Origin of the sequence: Candidatus Phyllobacterium onerii (assembly GCF_028331445.1) — a bacterium.
Classification (GTDB): Bacteria; Pseudomonadota; Alphaproteobacteria; order Rhizobiales; family Rhizobiaceae; genus Phyllobacterium; species Phyllobacterium onerii.
This window is the reverse complement of the sequence record NZ_JAQMHX010000001.1, coordinates 542,038-567,566: the sequence shown is the minus strand read 5'-3', so window position 1 is coordinate 567,566 and position 25,529 is coordinate 542,038. Positions and strand designations below refer to the sequence as shown.

24 protein-coding genes are annotated in these 25,529 nt (G+C 56.4%); 14 read left to right on the top strand and 10 right to left on the bottom strand.

Annotated features, from left to right (window positions below):
- Nucleotides 1-2: 2 nt before the first annotated feature.
- Nucleotides 3-716, bottom strand: a complete 714-nt coding sequence (locus PHA01_RS02710; RefSeq protein WP_112528079.1) for a L,D-transpeptidase — start codon at nt 714-716, stop codon at nt 3-5.
- A 318-nt stretch (nt 717-1,034) separates the two neighbouring features.
- Between PHA01_RS02710 and PHA01_RS02705 the strand changes: the two genes are divergently transcribed.
- Both PHA01_RS02705 and PHA01_RS02700 read left to right on the top strand, forming a co-directional pair.
- Nucleotides 1,035-1,913: a branched-chain amino acid aminotransferase gene (locus tag PHA01_RS02705; RefSeq protein WP_271893175.1), complete on the top strand. Its 879-nt coding sequence runs from the start codon at nt 1,035-1,037 to the stop codon at nt 1,911-1,913.
- 166 nt (nt 1,914-2,079) lie between these two features.
- On the top strand, nt 2,080-2,679 hold the full coding sequence (locus tag PHA01_RS02700; RefSeq protein WP_224505506.1) for a superoxide dismutase: 600 nt from the start codon (nt 2,080-2,082) through the stop codon (nt 2,677-2,679).
- 50 nt (nt 2,680-2,729) lie between these two features.
- Here PHA01_RS02700 and PHA01_RS02695 read toward each other — a convergent pair whose 3' ends face one another.
- Both PHA01_RS02695 and PHA01_RS02690 read right to left on the bottom strand, forming a co-directional pair.
- On the bottom strand, nt 2,730-3,125 hold the full coding sequence (locus tag PHA01_RS02695; RefSeq protein WP_271893174.1) for a PIN domain-containing protein: 396 nt from the start codon (nt 3,123-3,125) through the stop codon (nt 2,730-2,732).
- Nucleotides 3,122-3,364, bottom strand: a complete 243-nt coding sequence (locus tag PHA01_RS02690) for an AbrB/MazE/SpoVT family DNA-binding domain-containing protein (protein ID WP_271893173.1) — start codon at nt 3,362-3,364, stop codon at nt 3,122-3,124. Before PHA01_RS02690 ends, PHA01_RS02695 begins: the two co-directional genes overlap by 4 nt.
- A 173-nt stretch (nt 3,365-3,537) precedes the next feature.
- On the opposite strand from PHA01_RS02690, the gene PHA01_RS02685 reads away from it, so the two are divergent.
- Nucleotides 3,538-4,356 carry a hypothetical protein gene (locus PHA01_RS02685; RefSeq protein WP_271893172.1) on the top strand — a complete coding sequence of 273 codons (819 nt, stop codon included), beginning with the start codon at nt 3,538-3,540 and terminating at the stop codon, nt 4,354-4,356.
- Nucleotides 4,357-4,465: 109 nt separating this feature from the next.
- Here the strand turns inward: PHA01_RS02685 and PHA01_RS02680 are convergent, their stop codons facing one another.
- The 4 genes from PHA01_RS02680 to PHA01_RS02665 all read right to left on the bottom strand — a co-directional run bounded on the left by PHA01_RS02680 (nt 4,466) and on the right by PHA01_RS02665 (nt 7,774).
- Nucleotides 4,466-5,485: an ATP-binding protein gene (locus PHA01_RS02680; RefSeq protein ID WP_271893171.1), complete on the bottom strand. Its 1,020-nt coding sequence runs from the start codon at nt 5,483-5,485 to the stop codon at nt 4,466-4,468.
- A 218-nt stretch (nt 5,486-5,703) separates the two neighbouring features.
- Nucleotides 5,704-6,210, bottom strand: a complete 507-nt coding sequence (locus PHA01_RS02675; protein ID WP_271893169.1) for a putative pterin-binding protein — start codon at nt 6,208-6,210, stop codon at nt 5,704-5,706.
- 58 nt (nt 6,211-6,268) lie between these two features.
- Nucleotides 6,269-6,961 carry a class I SAM-dependent methyltransferase gene (locus tag PHA01_RS02670; RefSeq protein WP_271893168.1) on the bottom strand — a complete coding sequence of 231 codons (693 nt, stop codon included), beginning with the start codon at nt 6,959-6,961 and terminating at the stop codon, nt 6,269-6,271.
- Between the two features lie 168 nt (nt 6,962-7,129).
- Nucleotides 7,130-7,774: a response regulator gene (locus PHA01_RS02665; RefSeq protein WP_271893166.1), complete on the bottom strand. Its 645-nt coding sequence runs from the start codon at nt 7,772-7,774 to the stop codon at nt 7,130-7,132.
- Nucleotides 7,775-8,286: 512 nt separating this feature from the next.
- On the opposite strand from PHA01_RS02665, the gene PHA01_RS02660 reads away from it, so the two are divergent.
- The 7 genes from PHA01_RS02660 (at nt 8,287) to xth (ending at nt 13,277) form a co-directional block, all read left to right on the top strand.
- Complete coding sequence (locus PHA01_RS02660) at nt 8,287-8,565, top strand: hypothetical protein (protein ID WP_271893165.1); 279 nt, start codon at nt 8,287-8,289, stop codon at nt 8,563-8,565.
- 282 nt (nt 8,566-8,847) lie between these two features.
- Nucleotides 8,848-9,048, top strand: coding sequence for a hypothetical protein (locus PHA01_RS02655; RefSeq protein WP_271893163.1), 201 nt, complete (start codon nt 8,848-8,850; stop codon nt 9,046-9,048).
- 336 nt (nt 9,049-9,384) lie between these two features.
- Nucleotides 9,385-9,738: a hypothetical protein gene (locus tag PHA01_RS02650; RefSeq protein WP_271893161.1), complete on the top strand. Its 354-nt coding sequence runs from the start codon at nt 9,385-9,387 to the stop codon at nt 9,736-9,738.
- Between the two features lie 164 nt (nt 9,739-9,902).
- A complete protein-coding gene (locus PHA01_RS02645; protein WP_271893160.1) occupies nt 9,903-10,349 on the top strand; it encodes a c-type cytochrome in 447 nt (148 codons plus the stop codon).
- An 8-nt stretch (nt 10,350-10,357) separates the two neighbouring features.
- Nucleotides 10,358-11,284: a cytochrome c gene (locus PHA01_RS02640; protein ID WP_271893159.1), complete on the top strand. Its 927-nt coding sequence runs from the start codon at nt 10,358-10,360 to the stop codon at nt 11,282-11,284.
- Nucleotides 11,285-11,416: 132 nt separating this feature from the next.
- On the top strand, nt 11,417-12,385 hold the full coding sequence (locus tag PHA01_RS02635; protein WP_271893157.1) for an aliphatic sulfonate ABC transporter substrate-binding protein: 969 nt from the start codon (nt 11,417-11,419) through the stop codon (nt 12,383-12,385).
- A gap of 121 nt (nt 12,386-12,506) precedes the next feature.
- Nucleotides 12,507-13,277: an exodeoxyribonuclease III gene (xth, locus tag PHA01_RS02630; protein ID WP_271893156.1), complete on the top strand. Its 771-nt coding sequence runs from the start codon at nt 12,507-12,509 to the stop codon at nt 13,275-13,277.
- Nucleotides 13,278-13,284: 7 nt separating this feature from the next.
- Here xth and PHA01_RS02625 read toward each other — a convergent pair whose 3' ends face one another.
- Entirely contained in the window at nt 13,285-17,343 is a 4,059-nt protein-coding gene (locus tag PHA01_RS02625) for an autotransporter domain-containing protein (RefSeq protein WP_271893154.1), read from the bottom strand.
- A 191-nt stretch (nt 17,344-17,534) separates the two neighbouring features.
- Nucleotides 17,535-19,061: a helicase HerA-like C-terminal domain-containing protein gene (locus PHA01_RS02620; RefSeq protein ID WP_271893152.1), complete on the bottom strand. Its 1,527-nt coding sequence runs from the start codon at nt 19,059-19,061 to the stop codon at nt 17,535-17,537.
- Nucleotides 19,062-19,537: 476 nt separating this feature from the next.
- On the opposite strand from PHA01_RS02620, the gene PHA01_RS02615 reads away from it, so the two are divergent.
- Nucleotides 19,538-19,903 carry a DUF2267 domain-containing protein gene (locus PHA01_RS02615; protein ID WP_112527475.1) on the top strand — a complete coding sequence of 122 codons (366 nt, stop codon included), beginning with the start codon at nt 19,538-19,540 and terminating at the stop codon, nt 19,901-19,903.
- 53 nt (nt 19,904-19,956) lie between these two features.
- On the opposite strand, the gene PHA01_RS02610 is transcribed toward PHA01_RS02615, so the two are convergent.
- The gene (locus PHA01_RS02610; protein ID WP_271893151.1) at nt 19,957-20,721 is read right to left on the bottom strand and encodes an SDR family oxidoreductase; all 765 of its coding nucleotides are present in this window, start codon (nt 20,719-20,721) and stop codon (nt 19,957-19,959) included.
- A gap of 188 nt (nt 20,722-20,909) precedes the next feature.
- On the opposite strand from PHA01_RS02610, the gene PHA01_RS02605 reads away from it, so the two are divergent.
- Genes PHA01_RS02605 through PHA01_RS02595 form a run of 3 tightly spaced genes read left to right on the top strand, consistent with a single transcriptional unit; the run spans nt 20,910 to nt 25,480 of the window.
- Nucleotides 20,910-22,352, top strand: coding sequence for a methylmalonyl-CoA mutase family protein (locus tag PHA01_RS02605; RefSeq protein WP_271893150.1), 1,443 nt, complete (start codon nt 20,910-20,912; stop codon nt 22,350-22,352).
- Between the two features lies 1 nt (nt 22,353).
- The gene (gene scpA, locus PHA01_RS02600) at nt 22,354-24,486 is read left to right on the top strand and encodes a methylmalonyl-CoA mutase (RefSeq protein ID WP_271893149.1); all 2,133 of its coding nucleotides are present in this window, start codon (nt 22,354-22,356) and stop codon (nt 24,484-24,486) included.
- A gap of 1 nt (nt 24,487) precedes the next feature.
- Nucleotides 24,488-25,480, top strand: coding sequence for a magnesium transporter CorA family protein (locus PHA01_RS02595; RefSeq protein ID WP_271893148.1), 993 nt, complete (start codon nt 24,488-24,490; stop codon nt 25,478-25,480).
- Nucleotides 25,481-25,529: the final 49 nt, after the last annotated feature.

Sequence of the window (25,529 nt, the reverse complement as noted above, 5' to 3'; positions counted from 1 at the left end):
ACTTATGTCACGAGAACCGGCGTCTTGTTCGGCACGCGGTCATAAAGGTCGATGATGTCCTGGTTGATCAGGCGCACGCAACCGGATGAGACGGCCTTGCCGATGGACCACCATTCCGGCGAACCGTGCAGGCGGTAGAGCGTATCGACACCATCCTTGAAGAGGTAAAGCGCCCGAGCGCCGAGCGGGTTTTTAAGTCCCGGCTGCATGCCGCCATTTCTGGCGCTGTACTGCACCAGTTCCGGTTGGCGGGCGACCATTTCATCTGGCGGCGTCCAGGTCGGCCAGTGGCGCTTCCACTGGACGACAGCGCGCCCCGACCAGGCGAAACCTTCCTTGCCGATACCAACGCCGTAGCGGATCGCCTGTCCGCCTTCGCGCACCTGATAAAGGAATTTGTCGGTCGTATCGACGACGATCGTCCCCGGCTGTTCGCCGGTCGGATCCTGCACGATCTGCCGAAGATAGCGCTTGTCCATTTTTTCGATCGGGATCGCCGGCAGTTGATAGCCGTCATCTTCGCGTGCCGAATACATGGATTGAAACGAAGCGAAAGCCGGGTCGACATCCATTTGCGGCGTCGAGAGGGGATTGCCATAGTCATCGACCTGGATGACCGGCCTGTCGTCGCGGATCTGTGCGCAGCCTGCGAGACCGGCGGCGGCGGTTGCAGTCAATGCAGCCAAGAAGCCGCGACGGGAAAGTGTGTTTTGCATCATTGAACCAGGTTGGTGACGGGAATGGGGAACGCGAAGTTGCGCCGCCTAAACGCACAATGAATATGGCGGCTAACCGTTGACAATAGGGCGCAAACAAGGCGGCTGGCCGACTGTTGCCGCGCCGCAACAAAAAGCCCATACACAATGGAATTGGCCGTTCAACTTAGGATAAACACTTCGTGAGAACGCCGATGAGGTGTTGGTTGCAAATCGCTTACGCTTTGTGATTCGACTGGCTTTTGGATTCGGCGCATTGACGTTGGTGTAAAATAGCACTTCGATGGCAAAAATTACCAGCGGGACGGAATCAGTATCATGGCGGTCAATACTCAAGCCCAAACAGTGACATGGACCTATGTCGATGGCGACTGGTACGAAGGAAATGTGCCCCTGATCGGCCCGCGCAGCCATGCGATGTGGCTGGCCTCGACGGTCTTCGATGGCGGGCGCTGGTTCGAAGGGGTTTCGCCCGATCTCGACAAGCACGCTGCCCGGGTCAACACATCGGCCATCGCCATGGGGTTGATGCCGACCATGAGCACCGAGGAAATCATCGGTCTCGCCAAGGATGGCCTGAAGAAATTCGATGGCAACACCGCCGTCTATATCCGGCCAATGTACTGGGGCGAGCATGGCGGCTATATGGGCGTCCCCGCCGATCCGGACTCAACCCGGTTTTGCCTTTGCCTCTATGAGGCGCCGATGATCGAGCCGAGCGGCTTTTCGCTCAGCGTCTCGCCATTCCGCCGCCCGACTATCGAGACCATGCCAACCAATGCCAAGGCGGGCTGTCTTTATCCCAACAATGCTCGGGCCATTCTCGAAGCGCGTTCGCGTGGCTTCGAGAATGCGCTACTGCTGGACATGCTAGGCAACGTCGCCGAGACCGGCACGTCCAATATTTTCATGGTCAAAGACGGCCATATTTTCACGCCGGCGCCCAATGGAACGTTCCTTTCGGGCATCACCCGTTCGCGCACTATCGATGTGCTGGCCGATTATGGTTTCCGCACCACGCAGACGACATTGAGCGTGCAGGATTTTCTCAATGCCGACGAGATTTTCTCGACCGGGAACCATTCGAAGGTCGTTCCCGTTATCCGTATCGAAGACCGCGATCTTCAACCGGGTCCGATCGCCAAAAAAGCCCGGGAGCTTTATTGGGAGTACGCACACTCCACGCCGAAAATTTAGCTCCCGAATTGGCCGGATCTGAAATATTGATCCGTTTCGCATTGCTCCTGAAGAAATACGGACCTATGTAACGAACGCAGGTTTTGTCAGGATTGGCGACCATCCCATTCCGGGGCCCCTCCCCGGTAGCCAATCCAGTCACAATTGAATCGAAGAGGAGACTTCCATGGCTTTCGAATTGCCCGCACTGCCGTATGATTACGACGCGCTCGCACCCTATATGTCGCGCGAAACGCTCGAATATCACCATGATAAGCACCATAAGGCTTACGTTGACAACGGCAACAAACTGGCTGCCGAAGCCGGTCTCGAAAATCTTTCGGTCGAAGAGATCGTCAAGCAGTCCTACGGCAAGAATGCCGGCCTCTTCAACAATGCCGGCCAGCATTACAACCATCTGCATTTCTGGCATTGGCTGAAGAAGGGCGGCGGCGGCAAGAAGCTTCCGGGCGCACTTGAAAAGGCCGTCGAATCCGATCTCGGCGGCTATGACAAGTTCCGCACCGATTTCATCGCTGCCGGCACCACGCAATTCGGCTCCGGTTGGGCCTGGCTCTCCGTCAAGAACGGCAAGCTCGAAATTTCGAAGACGCCGAATGGCGAGAACCCGCTGGTTCATGGCGCAACGCCAATCCTCGGCGTCGACGTTTGGGAACATTCCTATTACATCGATTATCGCAACGCTCGGCCGAAATATCTGGAAGCGTTCGTCGATAATCTGATCAACTGGGAATATGTCGAAGAGCTTTACGGCAAGGCCAAGTAAGCGGCCCGTCGATCATGTAAGGCCCCGCTTCGGCGGGGCTTTTTTATGGGCTAGTCGATTAATCGCATGCCAGCCGTCTTTGCCGCTTTAGCATCGAAGGTTGCCGCATAGGTACATTTTGCATTGTCGCAACTGCGTTCGATCAGACAATCGGCAAAGTCTGCATTCGACGACGCAAATGCCCGAAGGGCCCTCCATACTGTTTCAGACTGCTCGAGATAGAGTTCCTTGGTCCTCAGTAGCGTCTCGATAATTTTGATAATATCCGCCTTGCTGGCCGCATACCTGCCCGCCAACACCCAGACAATTTCGACAAGTGCTACGAGCGGCAAAAATCCTGGGATTTCACTGCTCAAATTCTCCATCAACTGCGTAGCTTTGGCAGATTGCTGGCGATCGTCCTGCGCGATGTAACGAATAACCACATTGGTATCGAGACCTATCACTGTGCGCTTCCCCCTTTGGACGCGATCGTTTCATTCATCTCTTCTATCGTGACCACTCTGGCCGGCTTTTTGAGAAGGCCCTTGAGCGCTGTCACCGAAAGGGTTGCCGCAACGATCGTAAATGCACCGTCAGCCGTTTGTATGAAATTGATCCGATCGCCGGTATCCACGCCAAGTGCTTTTCGCACGGCGCTGGGTATCGTGATCTGGCCTTTCGAAGTCACGGTTGCTGCAGGCATTGCATAGTCCTCAAATTGGATTTCCTTACATATAGGTAAGGATTAGCGAAATTGCAAAGGATCATGTATCGAACCTGCGCTCCTCGCCATGAGACAGTTTGTAAAGAAGACACACGCGGCGGCATAGGTTAGGTTGCACTGAATACTGGCCTGGAATGAGACCATCAGCACCAATGCCCTCGCCTCTCAAAGTCGTCCTTATTCTTGGCAGTGCCCCCGATGCCGTGCGATCGCGTGAGTGGCAGCGTGCGCCTTTCGATGCGATCGTCGCGATCAACAACGCCTGGCGAGTGCGCGACGATTGGAACTATCTTCTCCACGCCGGCGACTTTCCGCAGAGCGCGATGCCCGCGCCGGAGTTGGCGCGCAACCGTAAGATCCACACGGCGCCCGATTATGTTCCGGCACAAAACGCCTATGGCGGCTTTGTCTATGCGGGTGCGACGATGTCCCTGACATCGGCCTACTGGGCCTTGCACGCGCTCAAACCGGATGTACTCGCATTCCTTGGCTGTGACATGAATTACGACCAGGCCGGGCCAACGCATTTTTATGGTTATGGCAACGCGGATCCGCTGCGCCCGGATGTGACCTTGCAGAGCCTTGAAGCAAAAACCGGGCGGCTTATGATTTCGGCGGCACGGCAGGGGTGCATTTGCGTCAATCTTTCCTGTCTGGACGCAAGCCGGCTGGTTTTTCCGCGTGTCGATATCGACGAACTCGGAACGTGGTCGTTGAGCGATGCCCAGCTTCGCATCGACAGCGTCTTGCGGCAGGTCGACGGAACAGAATTGCAGCGTGCCGAAATTCGCGAAAAAATGCTGGGCTATTATTTCCCAAGTGGCGAGTATTGGCTGTTTTTGGACCAGATCGACAGTCGCGAACTCCGATGCCTCGACAGTATGTGGCTGGCCGCGCTTGGCCGCAAAGAGACTGCCCCTGCACTTGAATGCTGCTCAGAGACCGTTTGGAAAGTCGCTGCGGCGAGGTAGATGGCATGGTTTTCGAGACCCGGAGCGCAGCGTACATTGAGTACGTGAGCACCGGAAGCGCAGAAAATCACGTCAGATGACCGCCACAGTAGAGTTTCCAGACGGTCTCTCAGATTGAATAGTAGATTCTGACCGAGGTTCCCTTGCCCGGCGTGGAACTTATGTCCAGACTCCCTGCCATGGTCTTCATGAGTTCAACGCAGTTGGTGAGCCCAAGGCCAACATGTCCGCCAGCTTTGGTGGAGAAGAATGGCTGTTTTGCCTTGGCCAGCAGATCCGGGCTCATCCCTCCCCCATTGTCGCTAATGGTCAGGATCAGTTGCGACCGGCGCAGGAACCGTCGTCGCACGGTTCCGGTGATGGCGATGACAGGGTCGGTGCGTCCTGCAACCGCATTGATGGCATTCAGTACGAGTTCGTCTAGCAGCAAGTGGAACTGCGATGCGGGAACATTAACAGCGCGCACTTCATCACCGGCGTTTACATTCAGCGTGTTTTTGCAGTTCGTGACTATATTGTTGATGATCTGGCCGAGCGGCGCAGGCGGCACCTTGGCGCGGGCATGGCCTATCATCATCAAACCTTCATTGATCGAATCGAGCTCCAGAATTGTATGCAATGCTGCGTCGGTCATTTCTGGCGGTGGAAGTGATTTGTCATTCAGGTAACTGAGAAAAAGCCGCAACGCGGCGATTCGTGTGCGGGTCATATGGGCGAAGAGGAGTGAAAAAGACTTGATGTGCTGGTCCTTCTCGCGGTTCGTTTTGTTATACTGATGTATGGCGATGACACTCACCAACAGAATTGCCAACGCCCCAAAGAATATCAGCCTGTTTCGCGCGGCATCGATGGCAATATGAGCTGTAGCGCTCAGGGTCTGACTGTGATCGACCGCTGCACTCGACAACCCTGCGAGAGACATTTCGATCGTTGCAACCGATTGGATTGCCAGATCATATTGGTTGCCAGTGCTTGCCGCGGGAAGCAGCACCTTGTCCACGATATTGATAGCTCTATGAAGCGCGAGGATATTTGAATCCGTTATAAAAGAACTCGCATAGTCCAGCCGAGCCAACGATTTGAGATTGAAACTCAATAGTTTCGCCGCCCGCAGAATGCGCGGATCCAAAGCTCCAACTCTTTGAGAAAGCTCAAGATATCCCTTGATCTGAGCAACTTTTTCTCTTGACTCCGATGCTCGCCATTGAACCTCTGAGGCTTGGTTGAGTATGCGTTCCGTCTGCTGTCTAAAGACATCGGCGCGCAGAGTGGACCAGATACTGAACCATAGCGCAGCGCCTAGGCCGGCATAGAGAAGTAGCGGTACGATCTGGCGGGTTTTCATGATTATTGAACAGGCCGTATCACCGCGACAAACCAAACCCAGATGGAGTTGCGTCCAGGAACATAGGACGGCGGCAAGTCTTTCAGGGGCCAAACCAGATAGAACGGGCCGCCGTCATCAATCGACAGGGGCCTATACAATTGGTCATTGCTACAAAGACCGCTGGTTCTATCTTCATCCTGGCATTGCTGTTCAATTGCCAAGATAGGCGAGAATCTGCTGATTTCGTCGCTTGTGATCTTTGAGACAAAATCATTATATGCGCGTAGCTCAACCTCCGTCGCGTCGGCTAGTCCGTTCTTCGCAAGAATATCGCTTAACAATGGGCCATGAAAGCTGATCGTTGCGCCGGTGGGGCTCCAGGGTGTTCCTGTCGTTCTTTCATGCTGAGGAAAATCGTTGCGCAATTGCTCGATTGTATATGTGCTCGGCCTCTCCCCTGACGCATGTTCCACTTTGAGGATATCCGGATCTGGAGCTTGGGCATTTGCCCCTGAAAAGGCCGTCATCAGGAGAACCGACATAGTGACTATTGAGGCTCGAAAGAGACTGGACCTTGCCATTGTACTACTGCCCTTCATACTGACGCTTGCCCGAATCGCGGGAAAAAAGCACGCAAGCTCCACTGGATCCACGCGGATCATATGCAAATCCCTTCCTTGCCATCGCCGTCGTCATCCGTCTGATGCCCGACAAGCCGTACAAATGGTCATGTAACTCTACGAAGACGCGCTCAACGCCCGGCAACTGGGCGTTCTGCAAAAGGTATTCTTCACCCCCTTCAATATCCATGACGAGCAGGGTAATGCCCGCCGCGACGATGAACTCATCTACGTTGATTGACTTCAGCGTTATCGCCTGTTGAAACGGCCCCTGCGTTTCAAAGATCGAGGACATCCAGAAGTCTTCGCGAAGGTAGAACTGGAAATCGCGCGGCGCGCCTGCAGTCATGAGACCTTGAGCCAAGGTAACGTTGTTCCGATTGTTCGCCCGGATCACATTTTGCGCCAGCTCCACCATGCCCGGATGAGCGTCGAAAGCGCAGATATGGACATCCTCCGTGGCGGCGAGAACAGTGGCGATTATTCCAAGTCCAGCGCCGAGTTCCAGGATTCTGTCACCGCGGACAACTGCCTTTTTAACCCAGTAGGCTTCCTTGGCCTCGTAGGTTCCGTCGATAAGTGCCGACCAGATCGGTTCGGACACATCTCCGGGAAGAAGAGGAAGGTTTATCTCATCAGAATTCAAATAAATTTTCATGCTTCATGCACCAATAATTGTTCGCCTGTCTGAAATGACGCGCAAGCGATGGGGCGGCATACACTGCGAAGCGGCAGCTTGGTTGACCCGATCTGAATGCGGTCTCACTGGCGTGCGGAAATAAATTCAAAAATCAAATATCGAAATAACTTGTAGAACTAAGCCACACTACAGTGATTCCGGCAACTGCCCGAACTTCAAAAGTTTGGCCCGGGCGCGCTTGTAATAGCGCTCCGCAGAAGCCGCATCGATATTGAGATGCTCGCCAAGCTGATCGTAGATCGCCTTGCGGCTGATATTTGCCGGCCTTTGCATCATCCACTGGACAAGCTCCTGTTCCCTCGGAGAGAGCACCGCGTGGTAGACTTCCGGCGACATGCTGGTTTCGTGCATCAAGCCCACACAACATCCGTGATCCGCTATCGTCTGCAGAATCGCCGTCATGGTACCGGGTTTTAAGCTGTTTTTGGCAATGTAGCCGGCTACGCCAATAGTCCGGACCTCTTCCCACTCCTGTGCACTCTCGGCGCCAGTGATAACGATGTGTATAGCAGCGGGTGTTCGTTCAACCACTGTGCTTATAGTCTGCAGTCGATCCATCTCGGACCGGGGATCGTAGCCTGGCAGCCCGGGATCGATGAGAATAAGTGCAAACTGATTGGCCTCGATCAGTTCCAGCGCTGTGGCGATCGTTGCGGCGGCGTGGACGACACAGGCAGGAATCGCTGCTTGCAATTCATGCACAAGTGCGAGGCGCATCAAATGCTGGTCTTCGACGATCAATACGTCCTGTAACGAATGCTTTGTTGTCAAAAAAAACTTTCAAAATAAGTGCTTTAATTCAAAGTACTTTTTATAGCCCGATTCGGCTTCGCGCAAATAGGGACAACGCCGTCACTTTCGTCGCGAGACGTGTCGTGCGAAAGGGTACCGATTGCGATTGACTTATTGTTAACCATCACGTAGCAGGGCATTCATCCTGACGACTCGATATGAAACACACTATTTAAAACTATCATCACTTTAATATCAAAGTGTAAAGGCCGGCGAACCGGGGCATATTAAGGTATATTTTGGCGCGAAAGCGTCGCACAGAGTTTATTTTGTTTATTTTATTGGAAAAATTTACATGGGAATCGATCTATTATTTAACGGCGTGAATTCAATTCACTGTCCTGATTTGTCCCCCGATCATGGGGACAGCGCTGTCACTTTCGCCCGCCAGCGATTCGCGTCAAGACGCCGGGATGAAAGCAAACCCCATTTTTCAAGCGCCGCGACTATCGACGCCCCCTGCCACTAACGACAACTCCACAAAGGCCAGGATGGAAAAGATTCTATTGATGATCGCCATTGACTATCATGAACAGGCTCGGGCTGAAGTCGCTCGACTTGTTCTTTCATGTACCAGACTCAAGGCAGCAGGCGTCGACACCGAGCTGCTCGATAAGCGTCTCGAGACAGCAAGGGACGTCGAACGGTGCATCAGAGATGAAATGCTGCGCTGCCCCACAGAATATATTGAGAATGCTGCCGCCAAGGTCGTGCATCTACGCCGGACCTTTACGCAGGACCATGCGACAAGCGAGGCGGGTGGGCGCTAATTCTCCCATAACTATCCTGGCGGCAATTGTCGCTTGTTGCACAGAAGTGGCCCCGTCATTGGCGGGGCCGCTTTGCATTCATCGCTTCGAAAAACGTGTGACATCCATTGCTGCAGTAACGAATCCCCACGCCCTATTTGAGAAACATTTCAGAAACGAAACACCACATGCGGGAAATAGCGCCGAAACATCCGCATTCGATAAAGAGGCAGGTGGACCGATTCTACACCTGCGCGTTGCAGTCCCTCCTCTTCTGTTACCCACCAAAGGAAACCCAAGGATATGAAAACGTCTCTTTACTCAGCTCTCGGCCTCGCTATCGCCCTCGCCGTCTCCGCGCCGGTACTTGCCACGAGTGCAAGCGCTGCCGAACCGATCCATCACAAGCACCACCACTATCATCATCATCATTACGTCGTGCATCACCCGAAGCATCATGCATGGCACAAGCATCATGGAAAGCCCATCTACAAGCACGCATAAGGCCGAACACGCAAGCATAGGGGCGCTTCTTAGCCGTTCCCGAGTATATGCCGGTTATCACTCGATGATGACCGGCATTTTCATTGCACTCTGCCCGGAGACCTTTTGAAACGTCGCTGCGGCGACCGCGAGATCGCGAACGAACCGCCCGGATATGCGTGCTTTTTCACGCATTGGAACAACAAGTTCTCAAAAGTGATCGCCCCTTTTTGATCCTTGCCTCATAGCTGACCGTTATTCATCCGAGGTTCAGAGAATTGGACTTATGTCTAATATCTCAGGGACGTTTAAGTGTTGAAAGCCTTTGGCAAAAGCGGGGCTTTCACTGGAGGAACAATGAGAAAGTTGATTTCAGCCCTAAGCGCGGTTTTGGTGTCGATCGGGACACTTGTTCCAGTCGAAACGGCCAGCGCCGCGCCTATGACCATTCAGCAGCCAGTCGAGACCTCGAAGGCTGCTGCGAACCCAAATGTCGAAACCGTCCACTATCGTGACAGGTGGGATCGCCGGCATCATCGCCGCTGGGACCGCAGGCACTACGGTTGGGAACGCAGGCATCATCGCCGCTGGGATCGCAGGTACTATGGTGACCGGTATTACCGCCGCCCATACTACCGGGATCGCCCATACTATCGAACCTGGGATGACCCTTACCGTTACCGCAGGAGCGGGGTCTATCTACAGTTCTGACACCACAACCAGCCCCGGCGCCCAGACGCCGGGGCTTTTTACTATCGCTAACAAACGAAAATGTGATCAGAATGATCGCGTGCTTTTCGCAATGTATAATTTAGAGTGCCCACCGGAAGCCCTTGAAGCCACACTACTTTAGCCACAAGAGTCGGAGACACCCCATGAACAGACTGATTTCGTTTGCTGCGGCGCCCTTGCTTGCCATCGCACTCATCGCACCGGCAAGCGCCGATGCGCTCGCTGACCGCCAGGCGCTCATGAAGGATCAGGGCAAGACCGTCGGCAGCATCACGCCGATCATCAAGGGCGAAAAGCCGTACGACGCCGATGCGGTAAAGGCCGCACTGACACACCTCAACGAGGATGCGCAGAAGATCGATGTGGCGACGCTGTTTCCTGCCGGGTCTGACCAGGGCAAGACCACCGTTTCGCCGAAGATCTGGGAAGACAATGCGGGCTTTGTCGCCGCTGTCGCAAAATACAAGAAAGACGCAGCCGCGGCAGCCGAAGCCAATCCGAAGGATCTCGATAGCTTCAAGGTTGTCTTCAACCAGGTAGCCGAAAATTGCGCTTCCTGCCACAAGGCTTTCCGCATCAAGAAAGACTAGGTAAAAGGATGATGCGCAAGCTCGCATTGCTCATCATCATTTTGGCGCTGATTGGCGGGGCCGGTTTCTGGTTGCTCTCGGCGCCCTCCCATGTCGATCCGGCAAAGCTTGCCGCGGCAGCTCCCGGTGATCCGCAACGCGGCATGAGCATCTTTTGGCAAGGAGGCTGCGCCTCCTGCCATGCAGCCCCGGGTGCCAAAGGCGATGCAAGGCTGGTGCTGGCGGGCGGTGTCAACCTCGTCACGCCGTTCGGCACCTTCGTAACGCCAAACATTTCCCCATCGAAGCAAGGCATTGGCGACTGGTCCTTCGCCGATCTCGCCAATGCGATGATGGAAGGCGTCTCGCCGGATGGCCGGCATTTTTATCCTGCCTTCCCCTATACGTCCTATGCGCGCATGCAGGTGCAGGACATCGCCGATCTTTACGCTTTCCTCAAGACCCTGCCGCCATCCGATAATGTCGCCGGACCGCACAAGCTGGGTTTTCCTTTCAACGTCCGGCGTGGCATTGGTTTGTGGAAGCGGCTTTATCTTTCGCCGCAGCCCGTCCTCGCGATTCCCAACGCCACCGATGTGATCAAGCGCGGCCAATATCTGGTGGAAGGCCCAGGCCATTGCGGCGAATGCCATACTCCCCGCGATGTCATTGGCGGGCCGGACAACATGCAATGGCTGGCGGGCGCCAAGGCGCCGGAGGGCAAGGGTGTCATCCCGAACATCACCGGCGGCGAAGGTGGCATCGATTCCTGGTCCGAAAAGGACATTTCCTATGCGCTGGAGAGCGGTTTCACGCCGGATTTCGACTCGCTCGGCGGCTCGATGACGGATGTGGTCCTCAATATGGCGCATCTCGAGCCTGCGGATCGTGACGCGATCGCCGCCTATCTCAAGGCTGTGCCCGCGCATCCCAACGGCTTTCCGGCGGCGAAGTGATTTCGCCGCCTACGCCAAAACAGGCATGATTTTCCCCATCCCCGCGATTGTTCGCACGTTCTGACGTCGCCGACGCTGATCCATTGCGCCATCCTTTACCGGAGCCAACGCTATTGGAAAGGGATGCCTCGCATGATCAATCGCAGACAAACTCTCGCATTGCTGGGCGGTGCCGCCGCGGCAACCGCCCTGCCCTTCGCAGCGCATGGAGCTCCGGAACCGCCAAAAACACTCCGCATCGGCTGGCAGAAAAATGGCGTCCTGGCACTGGCCAAGGGCAATGGTGCACTGGAAAAACGTTTCGAACAGCGCGGCATCGATGTCAGCTGGTCGGAATTCTCTTCCGGCCCTCCGCTCCTCGAGGCACTCGGCGCCGGTGCTATCGACTTCGGCCCGACAGGCGATGTGCCACCGCTTTTCGCACAGGCAGCGGGCGGAAATCTGGTCTATGCCGGAACCTATCGGGGCCCACCGGCGGGTTCGGCAATTCTCGTCCACAAGGATTCGCCATTGCAGTCCATAGCCGATCTCAAGGGCAAGCGCGTCGCCTTCAAACGCGGTTCGAGCGCCCACAATTTCACGGTCAAGGCTTTGCGGACGGCCGGGCTGGCCGTGACTGACATCGTTGCATCCGACCTCTCGCCTCCCGATGCGGCCGCTGCCTTCACTGCAGGTCAGATCGACGCCTGGACAATCTGGGATCCCTATTTTGCCGTAGCCGAGAAGCGCCCGGAAGCGCGGGTTCTGGCAACCGGGAAAGGCATCGTCGAGTCCTGGTCGTTCTTTCTCAGCAATGGCGAGTTTGCCGCTTCGCATGGGGATGTTCTGGCGGATGTCCTCGATGAGCTGACGCTTGTCGGCCGGTCAGCGCAAGACAATCTTGACGAGACGGTCCGGATCCTTGCGAAGATAACCGGCGTGCCGGAGGATATCCAGAAGGTTGTCCTGACGCGCGAGGGAGCGGATCTTGGCAAGGTGGCTGGCGTTACGCCGGAAGCCGTTGCCTATCAGCAGGCATTGGCCGATGAGTTCTTTGACCTCAAGATCGTGCCGAAGAAGCTCAATGTCAGCGATATAGTATGGCGGGCCAAGCAGGCATGAGGAGTTTCCTGATTTGAAATACCAGCCGGGCGCAGCTTCCATTGCGCCCAGCTTTATCTCATGATGCTGGCAACGACTCGATGCGCTATCAGAAACGTTTCCCGCTCAGAGCCCGCTCTAAATGAAGATTGCCACATTCAACGTAAACGGTATCAACGGCCGGCTTGCCTTGCTCTTGCGATGGCTTGCGGAAGCTCAGCCGGACGTCGTGTGCTTGCAGGAGCTCAAGGCGCCCCAGGAAAAATTTCCTGAGCGGGCGATAAAGGCTGCGGGATACAGTGCGATCTGGCACGGACAGAAAAGCTGGAACGGCGTTGCCATTCTTGCCAGGGACGCCGAACCCATCGAGACCACACGAGACCTTCCCGGGGATCCGGACGATAGCCATAGCCGCTACATCGAAGCGGCCGTGAATGGTGTCCTGATCGGATGCATGTATGTCCCGAACGGAAATCCGGCGCCGGGTCCCAAATTCGATTACAAGCTGCGCTGGTTTGAACGTGTTTCGCAACGCGCTCAGGAACTGCTTGCGACAGGCGCGCCCGTCGTACTTGCCGGCGATTATAATGTCATGCCGACGGATCTCGATGTCTACAAGCCCGAACGCTGGATCGACGACGCGCTGTTCCGCCCGGAAGTCAGAGAGGCCTTCGCGAAGCTTGTCGCGCAAGGGTGGACCGATGCCATTCGCCACCTGCATCCCGACGAGAAAATCTACACGTTCTGGGACTATTTCAGAAACGCTTGGGGCCGCAATGCCGGCCTGCGTCTCGACCACTTCCTGCTCAGTCCTTCGATCGCCGATCGATTGAGCAGCGCTGATGTCGATCGTCACGTCAGAGGCTGGGACCATGCAAGCGACCATGCTCCCGCCTGGATCGTCTTGGATTAACCGCCGGTCAGAACCTCACCGTCAAATCGGCTTTGACTGCATTGTCGCTGGCGCTGCCCGAGAACTGGCCGCTATAGGTCAGGCCAAGCGTCGTGGCTTTGCCGATTCCCACATCGAGCCCTGCCTCGACAACGCCGGTATCCGGCGCAACCGGCAGGCCTTCGACGCTAAAGGGCTGCCCGCCGGCAAAGGCCAGCTTCGCGACGGGGGTTACGTCACCAAAGGCATGGCTCCAGCCGAGAAGTCCTCGCGCCGTCAGGCTGACGGTATCCGACAGGGAAAACTCGCGTGATGCTCGCAGGCCGAGTGCCGTCGTCGTCAAGTCGCTTGTCCCGCCAAGCCCGGTCAGATTGCTGATAGCGCCGCTTTCCTGAAAGCCATCGCTCTTGAGGTGCACATGGCTCACCGCGGCGAAAGGCTCGAGATCGGCATAAGCGGATCTGACCGAATAGCCGAGCTCACCGAATACCTGCACGGTCTTGGCATCGTAGGAAGCGCTGTGCCGGTTGACGAGATTGCCGAAGACCGCCATGCGGTCTGCGCCGATTTCACTCTGGGTAAGAGCCGTGCCCAGGCTCAAGCGCAGATTGTCCCATGCGGTACCGCCATAAAGCCCGACCGAATAGCTGTCGACCGAGGCATTGGAAGCTCGGCTATCGAGCGAAATGTTGCCATAACCGGCCAGCACACCCATGCGCCAATCATCCGCGACCACGCCGTCGAGCCCGGTGACGAAGCCGCCGGTATTACGGCTGTAGCCCGCCGCATTGCCGTCGCCGCCCGCATGCGCCCATCCGCCATAAGCCTCACCCCACAGGGCGGTCGTGGCCGGTGCCGGCGCTACAGATGCGAAAGCATCGCTGGTCTTGGCCGGTTGCGCCGGAGCGTAAGCCAAGGGTGACGCTATCACCGCCTGCTCCTTGACGGTGACGCCATCGAAGGCAGCGCGGATACGGTTTTGCGCCGCATTGCCAATCACGCTTGCATCCTTGGCAAGCACGCCGGAAAGCGTCGCATGGGCTTCGCCGGAGAGATTGTCATAGGGCAAGACTTCGCCGCGCTCTTTCAGGAAAATCGTATTGGTCAGCGCGTTGCCATAGCCAAGCGCCTTGACCGCATCGAACACGGCCTTCTGATTATGCGTCGCCTTGTCGGCATTCTCAATCGTTAGCCCTGCTACGGCCTGCTTCAGCATTTCGATTTGCAACCGTTTGGCTCCATCCTGTGCCGCCAGAAGGTCGGCCGCCGCCTTGTCGGCTGCCAGTTTTTCCGCCGCAAGCCTTTCCGCCTGCAACCGTTTGGCTTCATTCTGCGCCGCCAGAAGGTCGTCCGCCGCCTTGCCGGCTGCAAGTTTTTCCGCCGCAAGCCTTTCCGCCTGCAACCGTTTGGCTCCATCCTGTGCTGCCAGAAGATCGGCTTTCAGTTTGTCGGCGATTTTTGCCTTCTCCGCATCCGTAAGATCAAAGCCGAGGCTGACTTTACCGGCATCGCTGTAGTCCAGCAGCCCGATGATATAGCTGTATTCCGGCAGAACACGCTCGAACTGGCCGGACACGCCTTTTGTGGCCGTCAAGATGACGCCCTTGCGCAGGAAGAGGTTTTCAACCTGCTCCTTGCTCATCAGGGTTTTTTCGTTCTCGAGCGACACCGAGACGATGCCGCCGAGAAGTTGTGCTTTGCCATCCACACTCAACAAGTCCGACTTCAACTCTCCCGCCTTGTCCAGGTCGGGCGCGATTTCCACATCGTAGAAACTGCCCTTGGCGAACGTCGCGTCGCCCGTAACGGTCAATGTACCGATGGAATGGCCCGGCGCGACATGGCCGCCTTCCCGCATGTCGAGATTGCCGAGCTTGCCGGTGCCGGAAAGCACCCCGCCCGCAAGCACCGACGCCATATCCGAGAACCCGTCGATACTCGCCGTTCCGCCATCGACGAGCAGCCCGAGCGTCTTGCCGCTCTCTCCGACGTGCAGCGCACCGCCCTTGTTGACGTTTACATCGGCAGCGCTGCCGTCGACGGTAAACAGGCCGGTATCGTTGATGATGGCGCTGGAGATGATCGAACCCTCCCTGGCGATGGCAAGCTCGCCGCCATCGACGATCGTATCGCCGCGCCAGGTGTTCTTGCCGGAAAGCGTCAGCGTGCCCAAACCGGATTTGGTCAGACCGGCTTCATAGGTCTTCGTAGCAAGATAAGCTGTGCGGGTTTCGGTGGCTGGGAATTCAAACTTCAGCTGCGCCTTGGCCCTTTCGATATCTGCGTCAAGGATAATAGAGGTTTTTAGGAAGGCTGTTAGCTCGCCAGCAATTGTTTTTGCGAGGTTTAGATCTCCTGCTGCATGGGACAAGGCATCCCAGTAAGTCGTAGCTGCCAGAAATCTGTTGAATACAACGGCTGCCAAACGATTCTGCTCTAGCGACGCCATCGCACCGTTGATGTTCCGCTTACTGATTGCATCGGCAACGGAGGTGAGGAGCGCCGTCACCTCGCCGCGCTGCGTCTCCACGGTCTTTTGCAGTTCAGCATCAGATAGGCCAGCAGACGTCCAGCCATTGGCTTTCTTCTTTGCCTCCCAATCCTCGACCTCCTTCTGCTCCTCCTGTCGCCGCTGATCGATCGCCTCTTGCGAAATGTTGTTTGCCCAGGTATCGGCGACACCCGCACCCAGATTGACGTTGAGGCGCGACAGGAACTGGGCGGGTCCGTTCATGGCTTTCTTCAGATCAGGCAAGCCCCACCCGGTAGTGGCATTGGGAACCTTGGCATCGTCGCTCTTGAGAGGGACGGCGGATGTCGCCGAGGACGGTTGGCTGGAAGGCGTCATGCTTTGCGCGGTGGTCAAGAGCACGTCTCTTGCCTGCTCATTGGTCATATAGGGATAACGTTGCATGACCAGAGCGAGAGCTGCGCTGACAAAAGGCGCCGCAGCGGATGTTCCGCTAAATCTTTCGTAATCGCTGCCTGGGATCGCCGCAGGCACCTTGCTGGACGGTCCCATGACGCACCAATATTTGGCGACGCCGCATTTGTTGAAATATTGGCTATTATTGTCAAGAAGACCGCTCACCGCTACAATATGCTTTTCGATCTCGGGGTGAAAATAAGGCAGGCTGGCTAATATATCGGGATTGGACATCGAGGTATCGTTAGCTGTCGAAATCACATGAACATAATCATGCTGGGCGCCCGCTTCAGCGGCGGCATCGAGCCAGGTTTTGTTGCCGTCCATCCTGTACCTCAAGAAACCTGAGTAGACAGTGGTCAGTTCACCAACGCTATTTGTCCGGTTCTCCCAAGGGTGGGGAGAATTGGTCCCCCAGCTCTCATTGACGATGCGCACATTCGCCTTGGCTAATGCATCATAGGCAGCAGAGAAATAGCCATAGTCGAGATTGTCCGATCCCTGTTCGCGGTCATCATCCTTCCCATCGGTGTTCGCAGAATAGATCTCGGCGCCGAAGGCTACGCCTTGCATGCCGAATCCGTTGACCATTCCGTTCCTTGCTGCGGCAATAACGCTGGCGACCGATGTGCCATGCCCATCATTCACGCTTGGAATATAGCCGCCGCTCACATTGAAGATATCGCCCTTCTTGATCTCCTTATTATTCGGCCCGCGCGGCCCGTCGCTGGAATATTGTCCCGTGACCGCGACGGTGTGGATACCGGAATGGTTCAGCTCAGGATGAGACGCGTCGACGCCCGAGTCCAGTATGCCAACCTTGACGCCCGCTCCAGTGTATCCAAGCGCATAGGCATACTCGGCATGCATAGCACCCGACCCCCAAGCCTTTATCGTTGCACGCATTGTCGACCCGTGCAGTTTTGCGTTCTCAAGTCCCTTGAACTCCGGATCGTCGCGCCAGCTTGCAGCCGCTTTTTCAAGATCATCCGTTTTGCTGCCATCGGCCATGAAATACTTGCCCGCCTCCTGGGCCAAGGCTGGAACTGTTGGCAATGCGATAGCGATAGCAGCTGCTGACGCAAACGAAAGCAACTTGCGGCGATGGAATGAAGGCGATAGCGGAGAACGGGCGGAATCCGCCCCTGCAAATGCATACATGAAAAGCGTCCTTTAAAAAAATCAGGCAATATGAAGTGAAATAATAATAGTTGGTAGGACTTTGCGGTTGTATACTGTTCTGTCAACCGCCTAAATTCGAGGCACGGTTAATTAATATGCATGTTGCAAAAACACACACAATTTCCGATTGTTAGATTGACAGTTTAATCGTGAAAATTGCAAACCGGCGCTCACCGTCGGCTGAGGCTGCCCAATATCCCGCGCACCAGTGCGCGGCCCAGCGAACCCCCGACGGAGCGGACGACGGATTTCATCGCCGCTTCGGCCACGGTCTGGCGGCCTCTCACCTGGCCCCCGCGCGGGCCGGTCTTCGGTTCGCCACCGAGGAAATCGGGCAGCCTCCAGCCGCCAGTGCTGTCAGCGCTGGTCTCCTGCGCCTCGGCTTCGGTCTTTGTCTGCTGCGCCTTCTTCTGCAAAAGCTCATAGGCGGATTCGCGGTCGACCATCTCGTCATAGAGGCCAGCAACCGGGCTTGCGTTGATCAGTGTCTGGCGCTCGTCGCTGGTCAGCGGCCCGATGCGTCCTGCCGGCGGGCGGATCAATGTCCGCTGCACCATGGACGGAACACCCTTGTCGGCCAGCGTAGAAACCAGCGCCTCGCCGGTGGCGAGATTGGTGATCGCTTCGAACGTGTTGAAGGCCGGATTGGCGCGGAAGGTGTCGGCAGCGGTCTTCACCGCATTCTGCTCGCGGGGCGTGTAGGCCCGAAGCGCATGCTGCACGCGGTTGCCGAGCTGCGCCAGCACCGTCTCCGGCACGTCCAGCGGATTTTGCGAGATGAAGAACACGCCGACGCCCTTGGAGCGGATCAGGCGCACCACCTGCTCGACACGGGTCAGCAACGCTTTTGGCGCCTCATTGAAGAGCAGATGCGCCTCGTCGAAGAAGAACACCAAGCGCGGCTTTTCCGGATCGCCGATTTCCGGCAGCTCCTCGAAGAGTTCCGACAACAGCCAGAGTAGGAACGTCGAATAGAGCCGCGGGTTCATCATTAGCTTGTCAGCCGCAAGGACACTGACCAGACCGCGTCCATTTGTATCCGTGCGCATGATGTCGGCGATCTTCAGCGCCGGCTCGCCGAAGAATTTGGTGCCGCCCTGCTGCTCCAGCACCAGGAGCGAGCGCTGGATCGCACCGACCGAAGGTTTCGTGACATTGCCGTAGCGGGCGGAGATTTCTTCGGCGCGTTCCGCGATATTGACGAGCAGCGACTGCAAATCCTTCATGTCGAGGAGGAGCAGCCCCTCCTCGTCGGCGATCTTGAAGGCAATGTTGAGCACGCCTTCCTGCGCTTCCGTCAGGTTCATCAGGCGCGAGAGCAGCAAGGGACCCATTTCCGAAATCGTGGCGCGGATCGGGTGTCCTTGCTCGCCAAAAATATCCCAGAAGATCACCGGCGAGGCAGAATGCTCGTAAGGGTCGAGTTTGACGTCGGCGGCACGCTTGACGAGAAAATCCTTGTCTTCGCCCTTGGCGCCGATGCCAGAAAGATCGCCCTTGATGTCAGCGCAGAAAACCGGAACGCCAGCTTTCGAAAAGCCTTCAGCCAGTACTTGCAGCGTGACCGTCTTACCCGTACCGGTTGCGCCAGTGACCAGGCCATGCCGGTTGCCGAATTTCAGCAGCAAGGATTCTGCCTGCTGGTAGGTATCGTCGGGCTTGCGGCTTGCACCAAGGAAAATACTGTCATCGGCCATGTCGTTCGTCCTCGTCGCAACGGTCCACTTTATCCACGGTATAAACAGCCAAACTCCACGCGACAATGGCCAAGGCTTTATCGTGTCGGGAAAATTGCCGATGCCCGGAAAACTAGGGAATGCAAATGGAACAGAAAAATACGATTCCTGCACAAGACTTACGTGTTCCCATGCAAGAAAGTGCGAATCTGGCGCAGGAATTTCATCGTCCGATTGCAATTTGATTGTACGAAGGTGTGTTGAGATCCGCGATCATGACGCGGCGAAAACGGTGCTTTTCGAGAACCGTTGCGGAGCGTACTTGAAGTACGTGAGCACCGGATCACAGAAAAGTGCCGTTTGCAGACCGTTATGGCGCGAATATCAATTCACACCTAGGGTTGATAGAATGATCCAGATTGACTTAAGCGCTTGTGCGGAGGAATATTCCCGCATATTACGTAAACGTAATTCATATCAGACGGGAGATTGAACTAATGGACGAACTTATCGCGCGTATTTCCGCCAATGTCGGCACCGATCCGGACACGGCTCGCAAGGCTGTTGGCCTCATTCTGGCATTTCTGCAGAAAGAAGCGCCAGCCGACAAGGTTGACCAGTTGATTGCCGGCGTTCCCGGCGCTGAAGCTGCCATTGCCGAAGCCAACAACAGCGGCGGCGGACTTTCCGGCCTGATGCCGGGCGTCATGGGCCTCGGTTCCAAGCTGATGGGCATTGGCCTCGGCATGGGCGAAATCACCGGCATCTCCAAGGAAACCATTGCTTTTGCTCGTGAAAAAGCCGGCAGCGGACCAGTCGACGAGGTGGTGAATTCCATTCCGGGTCTGAGCCAGTTCGTTTAAGCCGACCTCATCGCCAATCCTGAACGCGCGCTTTTCGGCGCGCGTTTTTGTTTTCAGGTCCGGTTGATCGAGACACCTCCGTCAACCAGCATCGCCGAGCCCGTGCTAAAACTCGAAGCATCGGACGCGAGATAGAGCACTGACCTGGCGATTTCTTCTGGTGTTGCCCGCCGCTTAAGCGCATGTAGTCCCTCAACAAAAGCAAGCTTCTCCGGCGTATCCACCCAGGCCTCCGCCATGCTGGTCGCGGTTCCGCCGGGCAGAATCGCATTCACTCTGATCCCTTGCGGACCAAGCTCTGCGGCGAGTGTCTTCATAAGACCGATAACCCCTGCCTTGCTGGCTGCGTAGGCCGCAGTGCCCGGCATTCCCACCGTGTAGCCGACAAAGGTCGACGTGAAGATCAGCGAGCCACCGCCGCGTCTCTGCATCGCAGGGATCTGGTATTTCGCTCCGAGGAAAGCGCCCGTCAGATTGACGTTCAGCGCCTCCTGCCAGCCTTCGAGCGAGACGTCCGACGTCGGTCCCATTTCTCCATTTGCGCCGGCATTGTTGAAGGCGATATCCAACCCGCCAAAGGTGCTTTCCGCCAATTTAACCAATGACTTGGCATAGGCTTCATCGCGGACGTCACCGGCCAGGGCGATGGCTTTTCCACCGTCCCATTCGATCGCTGCGACCAACTTGTCAAGCTCATGCTGGCGTCTTGCGGCCACGATGACATTCGCGCCTTCGCCAGCAAAGAGCCTTGCTGTTTCATAACCGATGCCAGAACTCGCGCCGGTCACGATGGCCGTCTTTCCGATTAACATGTTCATTATTTTGACCTTTCGCGTTTGAAGTTGACGCCAGCCTTTCACGCCCGCTCCGCTCCAGCCACCCGAAACCGGATACAACGAAAAATCTCTAGTTTTCAATAAGTTGCGCCAGCGGCACTTTGCTTTGTTGCGAAGCAGCATGACTCCTCCTAAAGTCGCAAAAACAATGCGCGCAACAGGGAGAAAGCATGGACGCGTCACTGCTCAAGCAAACTGAATTTGCGCCGATTGACCGGGATGGCTGGGTTAAACTTGCGCAAAAAGCCCTAAAAGGCGCGGATTTCGATGAATCCCCGATCTCGAAGACCGATGATGCTATCGCCATCGAACCTCTCTATGAACGACGCCGCAACGCGCTGCTGACCCCGCGAAAAAATCCCTCGAAGCCTTGGCATATCGTACAACGTATCGATGATCCGGATCCGGTTCGTGCCAACAGGCAGCTTTTGGAAGAACTGGAGAATGGAGCCACCGGCATTGCTCTGGTGTTCGAGGGCGCCCCGAATGCTTTCGGCTATGGCCTCCCCTCGACGCGCGAAGCCGTCGACAAGGTGCTCTATGGCGTTCATCTCGACATGATCCATCTGCGCATGGATGTGCATCCGAAAAGCCGTGCCTGTGCCGACTGGTTCGTGGATTACATGCGTCCCCGCGATGTCAATCCGAAGACGCTGAGCTTCTCGCTTGGCATCGATCCCGCTGCCACTCTGGCCGGAACGGGCCGTCTGCGCATGAGCCTTGCAGCGCTGAAAGCCTCGCTGCCACAATCGCTTTCCGGCTTTTTCTCATCCGATCTACCTGGAATCGTGCTTGAGGCGGACGGCCGCGTCTACCACAATGCAGGCGCCACCGAGGCGCAGGAACTCGGTGCGATGTTGTCCATCACCACTGGCCATTTCCGGCTGTTCGAAGAGGCGCGTCAGCCCATTGTCTATGCTGCCCCACATATCGGTTTTGCACTTTCGGTCGACCAGGATCAGTTCCTTTCGATCGCCAAGATTCGGGCTTTGCGGCGTCTGTGGGCGCGCCTGCAGGAGACTTGCGGCAGCATGCGTCCCTCGCAAGCAACGATCCATGCCGAAACATCGTACCGTATGATCACGAGGCTCGATCCCGAAACCAATATATTGCGTAATACGATTGCCGGCTTCGCTGCGGCAGTCGGCGGTGCAGATTCGATTGCGGTTTTGCCCCATACGATTGCCCATGGCTTGCCCGATGCCTTTGCGCGTCGCCTCGCCCGCAACACACAGCTCGTCATTGCGGAAGAAAGCAATCTGGCCTTCGTTGCCGATCCGGCTTGCGGTTCAGGTGCGGTGGAAAGTCTGACGGAGAATCTCTGCGAGGCGGCATGGAAGGAATTTCAAGCGCTTGAACATGACGGCGGCATTCTACAAAGCCTTGTCGATGGCAAGTTCCAGGCTCGTATCATCGCGGCACGGAATGCCCGAACAGAGGAATACCGTTCCGGCAAACGTGCCATCGTGGGCACAACGCTCTTCGCTGCCCGGCAAGAACGGCCGGTCGCCGTGCTCGATGCACCCCATATGCCTTTGCCGACGGATGGCGTCGTTCATTGCGAACCGCTAACCTTCCCGCGCATCGATGAAACCTTGCAGGCATCTGAATAAAATGAGAATTCCGGACTTCACCAAGATCGATTGGCAAGAGCCGAAGCCCCTCGCCCCAACGCCGGAGGCCGCAGCCTGGATCACGCCTGAGGGTATCCAGGTCAAACGTTCCTATGGCGATGCGGCGCTACGCGGGCTGCCTCATCTGGACAGCTTTCCAGGTGCTGCACCATTCATCCGCGGCCCCTACCCGACGATGTATGTCCAGCAGCCCTGGACGATCCGGCAATATGCCGGCTTCTCGACCGCCGAGGAATCCAATGCCTTTTACCGGCGCAATCTTGGCGCCGGCCAGAAAGGCCTTTCCGTTGCTTTCGATCTGGCCACCCATCGCGGTTATGACAGTGACCACCCCCGTGTCGCAGGCGATGTCGGCATGGCGGGCGTCGCCATCGATTCAATTCTCGATATGCAACAGCTGTTCAACGGTATTCCGCTTGGCGAAATGACCGTTTCCATGACCATGAACGGGGCAGTGCTGCCAATTCTAGCGCTCTACATCGTTGCAGCTGAAGAAGAGGGCGTCAGCCAGAAGCAGCTCGCTGGAACCATTCAGAACGACATTCTGAAGGAGTTCATGGTACGCAACACGTATATCTATCCGCCGCAGCCTTCGATGCGGATTGTTTCGGACATCTTTTCCTACACGTCAGAAAATATGCCGAAGTTCAATTCGATCTCGATTTCCGGTTATCACATGCAGGAAGCGGGGGCGACCGCCGACCTTGAGCTCGCCTACACCATCGCCGACGGCATAGAATATGCGCGCGCGGGCGTTGCGGCTGGTCAGGACATCGATAGTTTTGCACCGCGCCTCTCCTTCTTCTGGGCGATCGGCATGAATTTCTTTATGGAAGTCGCGAAGCTGCGTGCTGCGCGTCTGCTTTGGGCTGTGTTGATGAAGAAGAACTTCAATCCGAAAGACGAGCGTTCGCTCTCGCTGCGCACCCATTCGCAAACCTCGGGCTGGTCGCTGACAGCACAGGACCCTTACAACAATATTGTGCGCACCATGATCGAGGCCATGGCTTCGACACAGGGGCATACGCAGTCGCTGCACACCAATTCTTTTGACGAAGCGCTGGCACTTCCAACCGATCACTCGGCTCACATAGCCCGCAGCACACAGCTGGTCTTGCAAAAGGAGTCCGGCACGACGCGCACAATCGATCCTTGGGGCGGTTCATTTTATGTCGAGCGGCTGACGCATGACCTCGCTGCCCGTGCCCTCGCCCACATCGACGAGGTCGAAGCGCTGGGCGGCATGGCCAAGGCCATCGAACAGGGCATTCCGAAGATGCGCATCGAAGCCGCCGCCGCCCGCACGCAGGCACGTATCGATAGCGGCCGGCAGCCGGTCATCGGCGTCAACACCTATCGCCCAACCGAGGATATGGAAGTCGACGTGCTGAAAGTCGACAACGCGGAGGTGCGCGCGCGCCAGCTTTCCAAGCTGCAGCAGTTGAAGGGAACACGCAACGTTGCCGCGGTCGATGCAGCCTTGTCTGCGCTGACGGCCGCTGCGAAGGCGGGCAAAGGCAATCTGCTCGATCTCGCTATTCGGGCCGCACGGGCACGCGCAACCGTCGGCGAGATATCGTTGGCACTGGAGAAGGCCTATGGGCGGCATGTAGCCAACATCCACACGATTTCCGGTGTTTACCGCAAGGAGGCCGGGAAGAGCGAAGTCATCGACCGCGTTGAAGCCAAGGCGGTCGCCTACGAAAAACGCACGGGGAGGAAGCCTCGTCTTCTTGTCGCAAAGATGGGACAGGACGGCCACGATCGCGGCCAGAAGGTCATAGCAACTGCCTTCGGCGATCTCGGATTCGAGGTCATCGTTGGCGCCATGTTCCAGACGCCTGAAGAAGTTGCGGACCTCGCCATCGAGAGCAACGTCGATATCGTTGGCGTCTCATCGCTGGCAGCTGGACATCTGACGCTTGTACCGGAACTCAAGCAGGCGCTGAAACGCCGCGAGCGGGAAGATACTCTTATTATCGTTGGCGGTGTCATACCGCCGCAGGACTTCGATGCGATCCTCAAGGCAGGTGCAACGGCTATTTTCCCTCCCGGCACTGTAATCGGCGAGGCTGCGGAGAAACTGATCGACACCTTGCTGGATTCATTGTGAAATGATTTATGTCTACGCGCTGCAGGACGATTATCTGATGCCCAGTGCTGCGCTTGCGGGGGCCGAGCTGCCACCGAATGCAGTCTGGATCGACCTTATCAACCCGACGCATGAAGAGGACGTCCAGGTTGAGAACTGGACCAAGGCGACCATACCGACCCACGAGGATATGATCGAGATCGAGGAATCCAGTCGCTTCTATGCCGAGAATGGCGCGCAATATCTGACCGCCTCCATCCTGCACTCCACGGAATTGAAGCATCACGGTATTGCTCCGGTATCTTTCATTCTCACAGGAAAGCGGCTTGTCACAGTCCGCTATACCGATCCGAAGGCGTTCATTCTGTTCATTGGCCGCGCGACCAAACCGGGGAACGGTCTCATTACACCCAAATGCAGCGGCATCAGCATTCTGCTGGGATTGATCGAAGCTGTCACGGACCGAATTGCGGATATTCTCGAAGGTGTAGCTGGTGAAATTGATGTGAATTCTCACGCGATCTTCCGGCGATCGGAAAATGACAAGCCGATGACAACGAAGAACTTCAGGGACAGTCTCAACAATATCGGTATTCAAGGTGCGTTTCTTTCCAAAATTCGGGAAAGCATCGCCGGCGTCAGCCGCCTTCTCGTTTATACGGCGGCCATTCCGGAAGAGGCTCTGGGCAAAAAAGATATACGGGCAACGATCAAGTCGCTGGAGCGCGACACGCAGTCGTTAAGTACCTATGTCGACTTCCTTTCCAACAAGGTGACCTTCCTGCTCGACACGGTCGTTGGGCTCATCTCGATTGAGCAGAACGCCATCATCAAGATCTTCTCCGTCGCCGCCGTGGCCTTCATGCCGCCAACGCTCGTCGCATCGATTTACGGCATGAACTTTCATTTCATGCCAGAACTCGACGAGGTCTGGGGCTATCCGATGGCTATTGCGCTGATGATTGCCTCAGCGGTCATCCCGCTCCTGATCTTCCGCAAAAAGGGCTGGTTGTAAGGCCACAATTTCCAGCTTGTATGTGTCGTACACTCACGTTATACCTCGC

Excerpts from the sequence above, each read along its gene's own strand:
- xth (WP_271893156.1), top strand. The coding sequence starts at position 12,507 with ATGAAGATTGCCACATTCAACGTAAACGGTATCAACGGCCGGCTTGCC.
- PHA01_RS02690 (WP_271893173.1), bottom strand. The coding sequence starts at position 3,364 with ATGCCTGCAGCAACCGTGACTTCGAAAGGCCAGATCACGATACCCAGC.
- PHA01_RS02625 (WP_271893154.1), bottom strand. The coding sequence starts at position 17,343 with ATGTATGCATTTGCAGGGGCGGATTCCGCCCGTTCTCCGCTATCGCCT.
- PHA01_RS02700 (WP_224505506.1), top strand. The coding sequence starts at position 2,080 with ATGGCTTTCGAATTGCCCGCACTGCCGTATGATTACGACGCGCTCGCA.
- PHA01_RS02620 (WP_271893152.1), bottom strand. The coding sequence starts at position 19,061 with ATGGCCGATGACAGTATTTTCCTTGGTGCAAGCCGCAAGCCCGACGAT.
- PHA01_RS02635 (WP_271893157.1), top strand. The coding sequence starts at position 11,417 with ATGATCAATCGCAGACAAACTCTCGCATTGCTGGGCGGTGCCGCCGCG.
- PHA01_RS02710 (WP_112528079.1), bottom strand. The coding sequence starts at position 716 with ATGCAAAACACACTTTCCCGTCGCGGCTTCTTGGCTGCATTGACTGCA.
- PHA01_RS02605 (WP_271893150.1), top strand. The coding sequence starts at position 20,910 with ATGGACGCGTCACTGCTCAAGCAAACTGAATTTGCGCCGATTGACCGG.
- PHA01_RS02655 (WP_271893163.1), top strand. The coding sequence starts at position 8,848 with ATGAAAACGTCTCTTTACTCAGCTCTCGGCCTCGCTATCGCCCTCGCC.
- PHA01_RS02610 (WP_271893151.1), bottom strand. The coding sequence starts at position 20,721 with ATGAACATGTTAATCGGAAAGACGGCCATCGTGACCGGCGCGAGTTCT.
- scpA (WP_271893149.1), top strand. The coding sequence starts at position 22,354 with ATGAGAATTCCGGACTTCACCAAGATCGATTGGCAAGAGCCGAAGCCC.
- PHA01_RS02660 (WP_271893165.1), top strand. The coding sequence starts at position 8,287 with ATGGAAAAGATTCTATTGATGATCGCCATTGACTATCATGAACAGGCT.
- PHA01_RS02670 (WP_271893168.1), bottom strand. The coding sequence starts at position 6,961 with ATGAAAATTTATTTGAATTCTGATGAGATAAACCTTCCTCTTCTTCCC.
- PHA01_RS02675 (WP_271893169.1), bottom strand. The coding sequence starts at position 6,210 with ATGACGGCCTTTTCAGGGGCAAATGCCCAAGCTCCAGATCCGGATATC.
- PHA01_RS02595 (WP_271893148.1), top strand. The coding sequence starts at position 24,488 with ATGATTTATGTCTACGCGCTGCAGGACGATTATCTGATGCCCAGTGCT.
- PHA01_RS02685 (WP_271893172.1), top strand. The coding sequence starts at position 3,538 with ATGCCCTCGCCTCTCAAAGTCGTCCTTATTCTTGGCAGTGCCCCCGAT.
- PHA01_RS02650 (WP_271893161.1), top strand. The coding sequence starts at position 9,385 with ATGAGAAAGTTGATTTCAGCCCTAAGCGCGGTTTTGGTGTCGATCGGG.
- PHA01_RS02705 (WP_271893175.1), top strand. The coding sequence starts at position 1,035 with ATGGCGGTCAATACTCAAGCCCAAACAGTGACATGGACCTATGTCGAT.
- PHA01_RS02645 (WP_271893160.1), top strand. The coding sequence starts at position 9,903 with ATGAACAGACTGATTTCGTTTGCTGCGGCGCCCTTGCTTGCCATCGCA.
- PHA01_RS02615 (WP_112527475.1), top strand. The coding sequence starts at position 19,538 with ATGGACGAACTTATCGCGCGTATTTCCGCCAATGTCGGCACCGATCCG.
- PHA01_RS02640 (WP_271893159.1), top strand. The coding sequence starts at position 10,358 with ATGATGCGCAAGCTCGCATTGCTCATCATCATTTTGGCGCTGATTGGC.